A 14,914-nucleotide genomic window follows, 5' to 3' on the forward strand; every position below is an offset into this window, starting at 1 on the left:
TTCAGAGTTCGATTTCCTTCCGCGACAGCCGCAACGAATACCGCAGTCCGTGCTCCGATATTTCCAGTTTCGGGGAATGACCGACAAGCGGCGTGCCGTCGACGCCGATTATCATGGAACCGAAACCGTGGCGCACGACCTTTGCGTTCTTCCGCCGTCCCGATTCCACCCAGTCGAACACAAGATCGTCGCCCGCGCCGTCGGGTGCGAATTGCCACTTAACCTCGACCTTGCCTTGTGAGTCACCCAGCGCACCGTGTTTCACGGAGTTTGTCGTCAGCTCGTGAAGTATCATCGCAAAGCTCTCGGCGGCGCCACCCGGTACTAAAACGGAGGGGCCGCTGATCGTTATATCCCGTGTTTCCTTGAAGGGCTGCAGTTCCTGGGCCACGAGCTCGTGGAGCAACCCTGAAATATTGCTATGACCTGAAAGGAGCATGTGCGTCGCTTCCAGCGTTCTGATCCGATCGATCAGCATTTCCTTGTATTTGGCAACGTCGTTCTCGGGAACATTGATCATCTTCACCAGGGCCGTGATGACCGGGAACAGGTTGCTGAACCGATGGCGTTCTTCGCGCATGATGCGCTCGCGCTTCTTCACGGCAGCGCGAAGAAGCGTGGTTTGTCGACGCTCGGTGAGATCGGCAGCCACCCCGATGCGCAACGGTCGATCGCCGTGTTTTTCCTGCCGACCGCGCATGGCAATCCAGCGCACATGGCCGTCCGTCCGCCGGACACGGATCTCGATGTCGTAATTCACACCCGACGATGGTTTTGCCGAGGCCGCCAGCTTCAGCCAATCGGCCGGATGAATCACGGTCGAAAGTTCTTCCAAGGGGCGGACGCGCGTTGGCGGCAGGCCAAGGATGTCCCAGAACTTGTCGGAGCCTGTGACTGTCCCCTCCTTGAGATCGATACGCCACGTACCCAGGCGTCCGGCAGACAGAGCGAGATCAAGCCATTCCTTCTGAGCCCGGAGAGCCTCGCGGGCGGCTCGGCGTTCGGAAATATCGTCGATCACCACGAACACGCTCTCGGTGGACACCTCGTCAGGCCGCGACGAAGACAGGGCCAGGCGAGCCCAGAACGCCTTGCCGTCCTTCCTCAACAGGCGAACATCCGCAGCGGATGACGCGGCGCCATTGCTTAGATCTTTCAACAAATCCCGCACGGCATCTCGATCGTCAGGAAGAACAAGCGCCTCCAGCTCCAGCTGCGCAAGCTCCTCTTCTCCGTAGCCGGTCATCTCAAACAGACGTCTGTTCGATTGCAGCAGTTCGCCACGTCGATTGGCATTCGCAAAACCCAAGGCGGCGCGCTCGAAGGCCCACCGATAGCGGCCCTCGGCAGCATCGATGGCAGCAAGCCTTGCCTCGGCGACCTCGAGCGCCTCGCGCAAATCCTGTCGCAGGCGGTGGAACACAAACGCGATCAGGCCACCCGAAACCAGGAGGAAGATGGCGCGCGTCCAATCCTCCGCAGAGATTTGAGAATTCAGGACGCGCTGTTCCCACAAGCCGGCGGCTGCCATGAGAAGCGTTGCGGCGATGGCGAGCAATCGCCCTTCGAGATATGCAATGATAATAATCGCAGGGATAAACGCAATAAAGGCCGCGTCCTGCCCAACATGTATTGTATTTGTTATCACGAATATTAAAGAGACCGCCAGCACCAACAGCGAAGCTACATGAGCTAACGGGGTGCCTGGCACATTCAATTTCAGTCGACGCAGAACCAAACCCATGCGTCAGCCTACAACCTTCCGTCTAGTCCGTCGAGACTAGGCCGTGAAGGGGCAACCTAGTACCACTGCCGGATTGCCACGCCTTTCCCGGCGAATAAAATCGAGGGTTGGAAGGGCTCATCAGAACGCACATTTCAACGAACGCTGCGGAATCGTTCTGCCGCAGACTTCTTCAACTATGTCAAAACCCAAGACAGAGGAGCGCGCTCTGGGTGATATGTGAAACTCATAGCAAGTAAATGATGCGTAATTTACTTGCGTCAGAAGCAACTAGGGTTGGGGTAGAAGCTATGACACTGATTGACAGGCACAACGACGTGGCTGCGGGCAGCCAATACATCGTACTGAGGAATACTCGCAATGCACGCTCGACACACCTCTCGGATCGATCGGACGCCAGAATTGGCGGGGCACAGCGACGCAGTTTGGAATCCATAACCGGCATGCTCGACCGCATAGGCTGCGGTTATCTGGTGCTGGATCGCGACAGAAAAGTAATCGAATGGAATGGGGCCGCTCAAGACACACTGGAGCGGCAGGGCGAAGCGGCCGAAACGGCCAGCGAGCTTTCCGCGGGGCTAAGGCGGCTGGTCGCGAATGTTCCGGTCCATTTCCAGCCAGGCTCACTGTCATGGGTGGTGATCCGCAGCAGAGGCGACAGGCCGGTGATCCTGAATGAAACGGGCGTCATCGCGCCCGACGGGACGAGCATCGTCGCCTTGCTGGATCGGGAGAACACGTCAGCGGCCAATCCTCAGACATTGCAAAGGATGTTTGGCCTGACCAGCGCGGAAACGCAGCTGGCATTGCGCCTGGCTCAAGGCGACGCGCCGCTGGAGATCGCTCGCAGTTGGCGCCTCAGCCGCACCACGATCCGCTCCCAGCTTGCCTCGCTGTTCGCCAAGACCGAGACAAAGCGCCAGGCAGAGCTGGTGGCTCTTCTGGGGCGCATTTCGGTCCTGCCGTGAGATAGGCAACTTCGCCAGGTGTCGGCATCCGTCCGGATCCACTCGATCGGGAATCGACCGTAGCAACGCAGCCGTGCGGCTGCGTTGCTACGGTCATGGAACTGACGGCACCCTCTATGCCCATTTCGACGCGCGGTCGACACAGGCAGCGCCTGGAATCTCGAAACAGGAGTGACTTGCTATGGTCGAACTGAATTCGACAGGGCGGAAGCTGGCGGATGCCGCTCGCTTGCAGTCTGACGGCGCTGTCTCGGAACTTGCGCGCGCTGGGCCGGTCGTCGTCACAGGTGCCGCTGGATTCATCGGGTTTCATGTCGCGTCACGGCTTTTGCGACACGGCGTCGAGGTTGTCGGCGTCGACAATTTCACGCCCTACTACGATCCAAGGCTAAAGGAAGAGCGATTTGCACGCCTCTGCGCCGAGCCGAGGTTCACTCCCATGCGGATGGACCTCGCGGACCAGGCGCTCGTGAAAGCGCTGTTTTCCGACTTCCGGCCATCGCATTTTGTACACCTCGCCGCTCAAGCCGGGGTGCGCTATTCGCTCGTCGACCCGCATGCCTATGTGCAGTCGAACATCGTCGCGTTTCTCAATGTCCTGGAGGGTTGCCGGCACACCGGCGTCGGCCATCTCGTTTATGCCTCGTCGAGCTCCGTTTATGGCGCCAATCGAAGCATACCGTTTTCCGAGCACCATGGCGTCAATCATCCGGTCAGCTTCTACGCCGCGACCAAGAGTGCCAACGAATGCATGGCGCATTCCTACAGCCACCTGTTCGGCCTGCCCGTGACCGGATTGCGCTTCTTCACCGTCTATGGTCCCTGGGGCAGGCCCGACATGGCGGTCTATACGTTCACCCATGCCATAGCCGAGGGACGAACGATCGAAATCGCCAATGCCGGCCACGTGTGGCGAGATTTCACCTATATCGACGACATCGTCGAAGGGGTGGTTCGAGTGCTCGCCGCGCCGCCGCGCGCGGATCCCGATTGGGACAGTCAGGCGGCCGATCCCGCCACCAGTTCGGCGCCCTATCGGGTCTACAATATCGGCAATGACCGGCCTGAAGAAATCAACCGCCTGATCGCGATCATCGAGAAGGCGCTCGGCCGCCGCGCGCTTCGCGTCAATGTGCCTTTGCCTCCGGGCGACGTCCTGGAAACCCGCGCCGACGTCAGCGACCTTCGCCGCGCTGTCGGCTTCGCGCCGGCAACCGCACTCGAGGACGGCGTGCAGCGGTTCGTGCAATGGTACCGGGATTTTCACGGAAAACCCGCCAGCCGGGAACGGCAAGCGTTCATTCCGGCATAGGCGAGAAACGGGTGCCGGCGCGGCAACCGGAAAGAGGGCAACGCCGGTTCATCTACCCAAGCCCATGGGGTTCCGCATGCGAACGGATGGCGTTCGCCCTGGAGCAGTTCACCATTCACGGAGATGGCGAACTGCTCTAACTATTTGTTTTGACGGGATTCTTGCGGGAGAACGTTTCACACTTTTCCCGGAATTGCCCTGGCCGGCAGCGTTGTGGTGCTCGATCAGTCTGCCTTGGGATACGCCGGCACCGGAAATGGGCGCAGCTGCTGTCGGGCGCTGGACCCGACTCCCAAGAGACGGCGGGCACGGCCAGTCAGCGGCTTCTCGAACAGGCGGTAGGTGATGAGTGCCACGCCGAAAGTGGTCGCCAGCGCCAACGCGATAAAGGTCCAGGGGCCAAGCACCAAAATCAGGCCGGTTCGCCAGAAGAAGATGCGCATGGCGCGGATCACGAAAGGATGCAGCAGGTAGAGAGCGTAGGACGCATCGCCAACACCAGCGCCCCATCGCGCGGCCAGGCTTTCCTGCCGCAGCTCGCCTGGTGCCAAGGCAGCACTCCAGACGATGAGAGATGCCGGGATGCCATAAACAACGGGGCGAGCAAGGCCGATCGAGATATCGGGAAAGGCCGCCGCGAGCATCAGGGCGGCCAGTCCTGTCGCAGCGACGCAGGCCCTGATGAAACCGGATGGCCGCAGGGTAGAGGTGCACATGATGCCGATTACCACGCCGAAGGCGAACTCGAGGATGATCGGATCGGTCCAGAACGCGAATGGCTCTCGCAAAGGCGCCGCGAGACGGCCTGCGAGCACCATCCCCACCAGGGTCGTGAGCAGGACCATGACGGCCCAACGCATGGGGAGCACGATCGCCGCCGCAAACAACACGTAGAAAAGCATTTCATAGTTGAGCGTCCAACCTAGCTCGTAGAGAGGCTGAACGACGCCGTCAGGGCGAGTGGCGGGGATGAAGAAGTAGGATTCGATTACAAACCTGAAATTGATGTAGGTCTGGTTGAGGAAGGTGGGAGCGAGCAAAGCCACGGCAAGATAGAGCGTGGTGACCGACCAATAAAGCGGGACAATCCGGGCTATCCGGCGAGAAAGAAAGAGACGCGCGCCACCCGTCTTTGCGAACAGCTGTCGTGACGTGTGCACCATGATCAGGCCGGAGATCACGAAGAAGATATCGACTCCGGCGCTCCATGGTATCGGATCCCAGGCTTGAAAGGTGCGGCCGGCCTCCGATTCCAGCGTCGCCGCATCATGCTGGGCGTGGCGCAGCGCAACCGAAGTTGCCGCGAGGGCGCGCAGAACCTGGACCTGTGTGAGGGTTTGACGTTGACCGGGCTCGACAGGCGTCGATCTTTCGGACCGATGGCGCATCGAAGACGTCGAGGCCGCCGCCATTGGTTCTTGTCCCATGGATGCTCCGCAGCTTGCCACAACACGGTGACGCGCGTCCGGAACTCACGCATCCTTCATATGACGGACACAGCCGGTAAAATATGATGGCAGCAGGCCTTCAGCCATCTCGGATGGTGCCAAGCCCACCCGCCGCCGCGATGCCGATGAACATGCATCGGGGCCTTCGTTCACTGACCGATCGGTGACGGGGATCGGCACCGATGGATGAAGTGCCCTTATTTGCCCGCCCTCAAGAACCAATTCCCTTGCTGGGCGTCAATCGCGTTCGGCCTGATCGAGAGCAGGGCAAAAACCAAGCCCGGCAAGATTTTCAGTCGCTTGCCGATATAGATGGCCATGGCAACGCTCCAGATACTTAGGGCAAGCGCGACACCCACGGCAGCGCCGATCGGGCCGTAGATCGCGACGCCGACGGCACAGGCTATGATGTTGGCCGCGGCGCCGGCAATCATCGTCGTTGCGGCGGCCCATTCGTTTCCAGTCATGGTCAGGAGATTCTGCTGAGGCCCGCACAGCGCGACAAAGACATATCCCAAAATGAGAACACGCGCGATTGGCGCTCCCGCGATGTAGCCCTCACCGAAATAGCTCAAGAACGGTTCGACGATCAGCATCATCGGGATGGCCACCGCTATGGCGCCTCCGGCGGAAAGCAACGTAGCCCGTGCGAACAGCTGCTGCAGGGCCTGACGATCTCCCCTGGCATGCAGATCGGCCGCGGTTGGCGAAAACATGGTGGCGACGGCGATGCGAGAGAGCCCTACAAGCATCGCGACATTCAACGCCAAGGCGAAAATACCGGCTTCACGAATATGGTCTGTCCAGCCCAAAACCAGCACCCCTGCCCGGCTGACGAAAACATCGAGCCCGGTGATGAGCATGAGCGGGGGGGCAGCAAACCACCATTCCCTTGATGCATAACTGGGCTGAGTCTGCCGCAAGCCAGATGGTTCGAACCTCCTCGCGGTGATGAACACCAGCCCAACCGTGAAGGCGGAACTTATCAGCACCGCCACCATCACCGCCGGCGCGTCCACGACCCATAGAGCGGACTTGGCCATGATCGCCACCAATATCAGCAGGAGCCCATCTCGCACGATGCGCTCCGGCAACAGCGCCGAGACGACGCCCCCAAAGGCACGTATGACCGTAGCGCCAATGGCATAGGCGGTAATCAAGGGTACGGCCGCCATGCCAAGCACGATACTGATCTCAAGTCCGCTTCGCATATGATCCGATCGCGCATGATCCGAAAAGAAGAGGACCAAGGCAGCGCCCGTCATTCCGAACAGCGCCGCCGCAAGAAGCGACTTCTGCAGGGCGAATTTTATCACCCCCCGCGCCAGATCAAGCCTGCCGTTGGCTCTGTAGGCGGGCACAAAACGCAACAAGGATACATTGAAACCAAGCGTTGCCAGATAGGCGAGCACTGAAGTCCAAGCCAGAACATAGGAATAGATGCCGTAATTGCCGGGTCCGATGAGACGTGCAATGGCCAGTTGTGCAAGGCTCGTCAGCCCGGCACCTCCGATATATATCATAAGGGCGAAGACGCTTGCCCGAGCGAGCCGCGAGCCGACGTCCTTGTTCCGTCGAGGTGTGGCTATTGAGGGAGGGGCAGCGGGATAAACTGAAGCCTTTCGAGACACGCGACTGTCGAGACCCATGACATGGGTTTCGGGGACGCCTTCTCTTCGGTCTTGACCTGCCAATCCCCTATCCATCCGCGAAAGCGCGGAAATGACTTGCTTCTCGACTGTACAAATACCCTTGAACTTCGATTGACTGTCGACATTGTCGACGGGAATAATTTTTTGGCCGGAAGTCGCGAGAAGACCATTTATGGATTCGAACACATCAACGGAGAGCATATTCACGTTCAAGTCGGCCTCAAAGACCCGCTCCGCCGGCGGTTGATGCTTGATCCGCTGCCGTAAACGGTTCTCCACGACATCCGACGGCACCACCAGCCTGATGGTGAGATCGGCCCGCGGCGCGAGGCTGAGCGCCGTTGTGAGCACATCGTTGTCTGTGTTCCCATTGAAAATCGCCAGCGATCCAATCGCTTGAACGTATCCTTGGTCGAAAATTATAATATCAGGCGATTGCCTGGCCCGGCTCCAGCAATGCGAAAGATGCAAAATATATCGCCAGATTCGAGCACGCCAGATTCGCTTCTTTGGTGTTATCAATCTTACCATCGACAGCGAAATCGACAGATCGTTCGCTATCCCGCCCGAGGAAAGCAATATTCTTAGAGTGGAGAATATTGCCGACGCGATTCTCGTGATGAACAGAACGATTCCAAGATCAAGGCTTCCCGCCCTCGTGCTGGGCTTATAGCTGAGGGCGACCTTGGCGTTATAGCCTTTCCCACGCAATTGCTCTGCCAGCGCGTGTGCAAAGGTTGTTTTGCCGGATCCTGGCGGTCCAAAAAATTCAATGATCATTCCGGGTCAGGTCCGATTGCGGGAACGCAGCTGGTTCCCTGTGGTATTTGGCGGAAAGCGGAGGCACGGCCCATCAAACCTTCGCCAACAGGAGGTCGGCGTTATCCCCGAGCCGGTAGCCGCCGTGCCTCTTTAGATTCACCTGGGTGAGCACGCTCCCTACTGGAACGGCAACGGATCCACCGCCCCGGAGCGACTCCAGAACACCACGGGCAATGCTGCGCCTCGTCCTGTCCCAGCGAACGGCGAAAAGCACCGCGTCAGCCCAGCGCTTCAGAAGTCTGGTTTCGGGGCCGCCGAGTCCCAGGGGCCCGTTCATGATGACGACGTCGTAGACCGAGAGCAGTTCATCGGTGAACTGGGATTTGTCGACCGTCGACAGAAGTGTCAGCAGATCATCCGAAGGGGCTGGGGCGGCCATGAGGTCGATGCCGACTTCTGGCATTCTCGTGATTGCATCCTGCAGCGCGCAGCGTTCACTCACATAGTCTCCGAAGGAGTTGTGAGCCTTGATGGTGCTGAATTCACCACGAAACTCGTTCGTGAGCCGCACGTCCTTGCGATCGAGGTCGAGGAAAAGCACCCTTCCGCCCAGTCTCGTTGCCGCCAGCGCCAGACTCCATGCCAGCTCTGTCTTGCCCTCGTCCTGGATGCTGGACGTCACGAGGATGATATGCGGCGGCTGACCCCTGCCCTGAGTGGGCGCCGCGGTGACGAGAAGGGATGTCGCGGCTCTACTGAACGGTGAGTTCTGCTGGCCCAGCACCAGATGCCGCAGCTGTCTCGCATGAAGTCCCGAAACCTTGGGAAGCAGCCCTATGCACGGAATCCCAAGCTCGGCTTCGGCTTCAGCTTCGCTGCGCAAGGTCTGATTGAAGTTGTTGCGGATCAGAACGAACACCGCGCCCATCAGGCCAAACACGATCATGCCGGGTGGAATCAGGAAAATTGGCGACAGGGTCTTGGGATTTGACGGCGCCCATGCCGTCGAAAGGACCGCCACGCCTGGCGAAGGAGCGGCGATGCGCCGTATCAGATCCTGCTGGCGGCCAAGCAGCTCGTTGTAGTGCTGTGTCACGATGGCCACCTGCGGCTCAAGGGCACGCAATCCGGAAAGCTGGCTCGCGGTGTCGGCCACGGCCGCGTCGAGCACTCTCTTGCGGTCCTCGAGAGCCGCGACCTGCGCGCGGTAGACATTTGCCTCTGCGGCGATGTGTGCGATGGCCTGTTCCATCTCGAGGGTGATCGCGCTGCCCGGATCGCCGTCCGCAGCAACCGGCTGGCGTGCCATCAGGTCCGTCAACACAGGCGATCCGATCTCTTCAGCTATGACCGAGACAGAGGCGCCCGCCTTTCGCAGGTCCTCGATATGATTAAGGCGCGATTCCGAGGCGGAAAGATTGGCCTTCGACAAGAAAATCTGCCGGCCGAGCTCCGCTGTTTCATTGGCTGCGTTGTTGGCCGCACTTTGATCGACGGCGCCGTGTGTCAGCCGGTAGGTCTCCAGCCGATCGGTCGCGGCGACCAGATCCTTTTGTACTTGCGGCAGACCGGCGACCAGCGACTCAAGCTCGAGCTGATCCGATGCACGACGTTTCTGCACGAGGTCTTCGATATAGACCTGAGCGAATGTGTTGGCGATGAGCGCCGCACGCGCCGGACTGGCATCGGTGAAGCCGATGGTGATGACGCGCGAGCGCAGCTCTTGTCCAACCCTCATCCCGTTCCGCAGCGTCTTCAGCTCGGCGGCATCAGCGGCATCAGCCGCTTCCGGACTTCCCGCCGCCGGCTTGCCCTGCGACCAGATCCGGTTCAGGAGATTGCTCACGAATGAGCCAGTGGCGGGCGGGACGGCACTGATGCCGCTCTTTCCGGCAGCGTCGGCATCCTGAGCCTTGCGTAGTGCCACCAGAACTCGACGCAGGTGAGCTTGCGACGAGAGCATCGTCAGATGGTCATCTATGCTCGAATCCAGGGAGTCTTGAACGAGCGCCGCGCCACCCGGATTGCCGGTACTTGGGGCGTCGATGATGACCTGCGTCGTCGCCTCGAACAGCACCGGACGGGTAAGGCCCGCCAGGCCGGCCAGGATGCCACCCAGAAGGGCGATGGCAAGCAACAGCCATTTTCTCGTCGCCAGGGTGGTGACGAGCTGATGGAAGGGAGACGACGGTTGCATATGCTCGCGCGGCGGTCGCCTCATCCGCGAATTGGTGTCAAGCGTAGCGACGGCCATTTGCGTAGCGCGCGGAAGTCTGGCGCGGCTGGCTATGGAACCTTCCATCTCAATCCCCTGTCAGTTCGATATCGTAAGAAAGATGCGTTGCCGGCGCCGATGGCCGCATGGCTTCGTTGCGCCACGCCTGGAACATCAGCAGCGGCCACAAGTCGCGGAAATGATCCTGGTTTCCACGCAGGTGATCGCGCCAACATGCGTCGACCTTCGCACAGTCGATGACCCCGTTTGCGGACAGGCGTATCGTGGCGATGATGTCGGTTGCCCAGTCGCGCAGGGGTCCTTTCAGCCAGGCCCCGACCGGAACGTCGAAACCTTGCTTCGGCCGATCGACCAGTGAGCGCGGGACATAACGATCGAGGAGCTGGCGAAGGATCCATTTGCCCTTGCCATTACGGACCTTGGCACTGGTCGGAAGGCGCCAGGCGAATTCCACGACGCGATGGTCCAGGATCGGGCACCGCCCCTCGAGGCTGTTGGCCATGGTGGCGCGGTCGAGCTTCACCAATATGTCGCCCGGCAGATAGCCTGTCATGTCGTCGAACAGGAGACGCGAAAGCAGGTCGTCGAGCTTTGCCGCGACGGCAAGCGATGCCGGCGGCTTGTGATGAAGGAGGCTGTTGGTAGAGGACCCCGTCAGTTGCCGAAGCAGTTCGTCTTCATCTCGCGCCGCGAGCAGGGCGGCGAGGCGGTTCAACCTGTCACCGCGCAATCCGTGCCGCATACTCGCCGAAAGCGGCAGGCTGCCGAAGATGTCTCGGTGGGAGGCCTGAGCCAGCAATCCAGCCCCCGCCGCCAACATTCGACGAAACGATGATGGCAGCTCATGCTGCCTTCTGAGGCGGGTTGCCAGGAAGTGCCGGGAATAGCCCGCGAAACACTCGTCGCCACCATCGCCCGATAGCGCCACCGTTACGTGCTGCCTGGCGAGGCGCGAGACCAGCAGCGTCGGTATCTGCGACTCATCGGCGAACGGCTCGTCCCAGATCCGCGGCAGTTCCGGAATGACGTCAAGCGCCGCGGCCGGTGAAAGGTGAAGCTCGGTATGATCGGTGCCCAGATGCCGAGCAACCGCTGCCGCATGGGGAGCCTCGTCGAACCCGCTCTCGCCGAACGCTATTGTGAACGTGCGAACGGGCTTCCGGGACTGTGCCTGCATCAGGGCGACGACCGCCGAGCTGTCAATTCCGCCCGACAGGAAGGCGCCAAGCGGGACATCTGCAATCATGCGTTCCTTGACGGCAAGGCTAAGCAGCCTGTCGAGCTCCGTCGTAAGCTCCTCGTCGCTGCCGGCGATCGGATTCCGCTGCGCCTTGCTGGCGACATCGGCCAGCGACCACCAGCGGCGAACACGATGCGCAAGCGACCCGGCGCCGCGGGCATTGGCGAAATCCGCCGCCGTCACCGACAGGACTGAACCTGGCGGCAGCTTGAACACGCCCTGCCAGATGCAAAGGTCATCCGGCACCCACCCTTTCGAAAGCATCGTCGCCGCCGCATCGACGTCGAGTTCAGGGTTGAAGCCCGGGAAGCTCGTGATCGCCTTCAGCTCCGAGGCGAAGACGAGCGCTTCACGTGTCGAGGCGACATAGAGCGGCTTTTTGCCCATTCGGTCGCGGGCGAGGTGGAGAATCCGTTTCTTCAGGTCCCACAGCCCGAAAGCGAACATGCCGGCGAAGCGCTGGAGTGCCGTATCGAGGCCCCAGCTCTCGATCGCGCACAGCATGACTTCCGTGTCGCTGGTGCCACGGAAGTGATGGCCCTCCCCCTCCAGTTCGCGACGCAGATCGCGGAAATTGTATATTTCGCCATTGAAGGTGATGACATACCGGCCGCTTGCGGAGTGCATCGGCTGGCGACCCGCCTCCGAGAGGTCGACGATGGCCAGGCGCCGGTGGCCGAAGGCGATCCCGGCCTCACGGCTCATCCAGAATGCCTCGCCATCAGGCCCGCGATGACGAAGGGCCATCGCCATCGGCCCGATCGCCCTGAGGGCATTGGTATCGGCTGCATCTGGCGCCAAGAGAATTCCGGCGATCCCGCACATTCTAATATCTCCTCTGACGAATGATCGTGGGAACCGACTGAGGTGTTCCAGCGACAAGGCAGAGGGTCAAAGAAAACCACACGATCGGATGGCGGATGATCAGGTGCGGAGCACTGAAGACAGCGATCGATGCCGTAAGCGCCACGAGAGCGTCCAGCCTCGCACGCCAAGCGGACCAGGCGGCCGAGCCGAGGATCCACACCAGGGCCAGGACTGAAATCAGGCCGCCCTGAGTGTAGAGATCGAGGATCGTGCTATGGGCCTCGAAAGGCCGCGGCAGAAACTGCTGATTGACCACGGGCGGAGTATCAAGGTGTGGGCCTGGGCCGAGACCCAGAGAGCCGGATCTTGCCCCCTTGTCCAATGCCGCGTCCCAAAGATAGAGGCGAAGTGCCGCGGTTTCCGCGGTCGCTTCCCCGCCCTTGTCCTTGGTGAGGCTCTTGGCGAAATCTTCGGCGCTGGCGGCCTCGCTGAGCGCGTAAGGCGCCATCGACACCGCCAATGGAAGGAACGCAACCGCGAGCAGGAGGGCAAGTTGGCGCGAAAGGCTGGCCTTGCCGCCGTCGCCTGCCAGCAAGGCCCGAAGCCGCAATCCCAGAAGGATCAGGCAGGCCAGGACTGTCGTATAGAGATAGGTATCGCTCTTTGTCAGCCTTCCGACATAGAAGGTGATGATCAGGCTGAATAGCCCAAGGCATCTTCCCCACGGATTGCTGGTGGTTATGGCAAGATGCAGGGCCAGGGGACCAAGCAGAGCGCAGTAGAGCGCAAGCTGGTTCGGATTCTCGGACCAGCCGGAAAAGCGGTCCCAGTACCAGGGACGGACGCCAGACTGATGGATCCAGCCGAAACCAACCCCTAGCTGAACGACAAAGCAAGCACTCGCGATAGCGACCATCCACCAGGCGATACGACGTAAACGGACAGCCGCGTTCGGCTCCGCTGCGGCCAGGCAGGTGACACAGGCCAACAAAACGTACGCCATCGTGTCATGCAACAACGGATCGAGAAACAATGTGGTCGTCATAAAGCCGATGATGGAACCGACGCCCAGGGCAAGCGTCAGGATCAGCCAGAAACGTGCAAGTTTGGCCAGGGCCGGCGTTACCTCCAGCCGGCCGCCAGCAAGGACCCGCGTGATCGACATCAATATCCAGAGCGTGAGGAAGAGTTCGCTGTAGCCGAACGGCAGCCCCGGAATGCTGAGCTGCACCGCGTAGGACATTGCTATGCCGATGGCCAGGAACGCATCACGGATCATTGCCGCGCCTCACCCAATCGGGGGTTTCGCGCACGCTCTTCCATCATGGTCGCGGGGGCCGATCGAGCAAGACTGCCGCTGCCACCGAGCACGGTCTTGTATAGCTCGCAATACTGATCGACGACCCACGACAGCGAAAAGCGCTCCCGCACGAGTCCGACGGAACGGCCGCCCATGATTTTTCCGCAGGCGCGGTCGGACAGGATCTCGATTATTCTGGATGCGAAGCCTTCCGCATCGCGCGGCGCGACGAGATAACCGTTCCAGCCATCCTCGACCACGTCATTGCAGCCCGGCATTCTCGAGGCCACGATTGGCAATCCGGACAATCCCGCTTCCAGCAGCACGCGCGGAATGCCCTCGCGATATTGCGTCGGAAACGCGAACAGATCGGCCATGCCAAGGAGGGCCGGAACATCCCGCCTTGACCCCAAGGCGATCACGTGAGGAGCATATCGCTCGATATCGGACTTGTTGACCGCAAATGGACCTTCCGAATCCTGCGGGCCGACGAGCACGAAACGTGCATTGGGCCTCTCGGAGAGGATGCGGGGAACCGCCTTGAGCAGGGTCGGGATCCCTTTCTGACGGGTCAGCCGACCGACAAAGATCACGACTTCGGCCGACTGAAGCCCCAGTTCCTCGCGCATCATGGCGGCCGACGGACCACGATACTTTGCTGTCGAGAATGCATTCAGGTCGATGCCAGAGCTGCGGATCAGCCGCGCTTTGCCGTTGCCCACCAGCCGGTAGCGCTCGAAGAAGGCTTGATCGTCGCGATTCTGGAAGACGGTCATCGCTGTCCACAAGGACGCGAGGCCCTGAAGAGCGCAGAAGACCGGACGCAGCGCCAGAGCGCGCGGCTCCAGCGACGAGAATGTCCACCCAAGGCCATTGATGGTGCGGATGACCGGAACCTGCCCGCGCACGGCCAAGGGGGTCAGGAGGTTGGGCTTGGTGTCGAAACTTTGAACGATGTCCGGACGCAGTTCGGACATCAATTTGCGGACCGTGCCGAGAGCGCCCCATTCCCCGCCGCCGCTGCTAAAGCGGTCGAACCCAAATCGGCGATGGGGAATGCCGTGGAGGGAAAAGGCGGCCCCCGCATCGCTCGACACGGCAGTGACTCGAAAACCCTTCTCGCGCATCGCCAGCAGGAATGGGATTCTGAGGCGGTGATCCTCGCCTCCGATGCAGACAAGGTGCGGGCTCATCCCATGCCCCCAGGATGCCGGCAGTATCCCGACCGCATCAAATGGCTGGCTCTTGGATCTGCTCTCATGGCCGTTCATCGCCCCTACGCACACAACGCCAAATCCACGCTAGGAGCAGGCCTTCCCGCTGTCCTCGTCTGTTTGAATGAAGCAGGGCGTTGGACGATGCGGCGATGATCGGTCGGCGCATATCGGATCGCCGAGTCCGGTCCGGAATCATTCGTTCTAACGATGCCACGACCGGCATGGTCG

9 protein-coding genes are annotated in these 14,914 nt (G+C 60.7%); 2 read left to right on the forward strand and 7 right to left on the reverse strand.

What is annotated here, in order from left to right:
• Window position 1: 1 nt before the first annotated feature.
• Window positions 2-1,744 carry a sensor histidine kinase gene (locus tag AC07UC_RS31115; protein WP_494908524.1) on the reverse strand — a complete coding sequence of 581 codons (1,743 nt, stop codon included), beginning with the start codon at window positions 1,742-1,744 and terminating at the stop codon, window positions 2-4.
• A 290-nt stretch (window positions 1,745-2,034) separates the two neighbouring features.
• On the opposite strand from AC07UC_RS31115, the gene AC07UC_RS31120 reads away from it, so the two are divergent.
• Entirely contained in the window at window positions 2,035-2,712 is a 678-nt protein-coding gene (locus AC07UC_RS31120; protein WP_140774875.1) for a helix-turn-helix transcriptional regulator, read from the forward strand.
• A gap of 181 nt (window positions 2,713-2,893) precedes the next feature.
• Entirely contained in the window at window positions 2,894-4,024 is a 1,131-nt protein-coding gene (locus tag AC07UC_RS31125; RefSeq protein WP_494908525.1) for an NAD-dependent epimerase, read from the forward strand.
• Between the two features lie 224 nt (window positions 4,025-4,248).
• On the opposite strand, the gene AC07UC_RS31130 is transcribed toward AC07UC_RS31125, so the two are convergent.
• From AC07UC_RS31130 to AC07UC_RS31155, 6 genes are all read right to left on the reverse strand, one after another.
• Window positions 4,249-5,451: an acyltransferase family protein gene (locus tag AC07UC_RS31130; protein ID WP_494908526.1), complete on the reverse strand. Its 1,203-nt coding sequence runs from the start codon at window positions 5,449-5,451 to the stop codon at window positions 4,249-4,251.
• Between the two features lie 218 nt (window positions 5,452-5,669).
• Window positions 5,670-7,904 carry an oligosaccharide flippase family protein gene (locus AC07UC_RS31135; protein ID WP_494908528.1) on the reverse strand — a complete coding sequence of 745 codons (2,235 nt, stop codon included), beginning with the start codon at window positions 7,902-7,904 and terminating at the stop codon, window positions 5,670-5,672.
• A 73-nt stretch (window positions 7,905-7,977) separates the two neighbouring features.
• Window positions 7,978-10,188, reverse strand: coding sequence for a GumC family protein (locus AC07UC_RS31140; RefSeq protein WP_494908529.1), 2,211 nt, complete (start codon window positions 10,186-10,188; stop codon window positions 7,978-7,980).
• A 1-nt stretch (window position 10,189) separates the two neighbouring features.
• Entirely contained in the window at window positions 10,190-12,187 is a 1,998-nt protein-coding gene (gene asnB / locus AC07UC_RS31145) for an asparagine synthase (glutamine-hydrolyzing) (protein WP_494908530.1), read from the reverse strand.
• A 1-nt stretch (window position 12,188) separates the two neighbouring features.
• Window positions 12,189-13,448 carry an O-antigen ligase family protein gene (locus AC07UC_RS31150; protein ID WP_140774871.1) on the reverse strand — a complete coding sequence of 420 codons (1,260 nt, stop codon included), beginning with the start codon at window positions 13,446-13,448 and terminating at the stop codon, window positions 12,189-12,191.
• A complete protein-coding gene (locus AC07UC_RS31155) occupies window positions 13,445-14,662 on the reverse strand; it encodes a glycosyltransferase family 4 protein (RefSeq protein WP_494908531.1) in 1,218 nt (405 codons plus the stop codon). The genes AC07UC_RS31150 and AC07UC_RS31155 overlap by 4 nt, the downstream gene beginning before the upstream one ends.
• Window positions 14,663-14,914 lie beyond the last annotated feature (252 nt).

Source organism: Mesorhizobium sp. GW821-FHT04C10 (assembly GCF_059420305.1).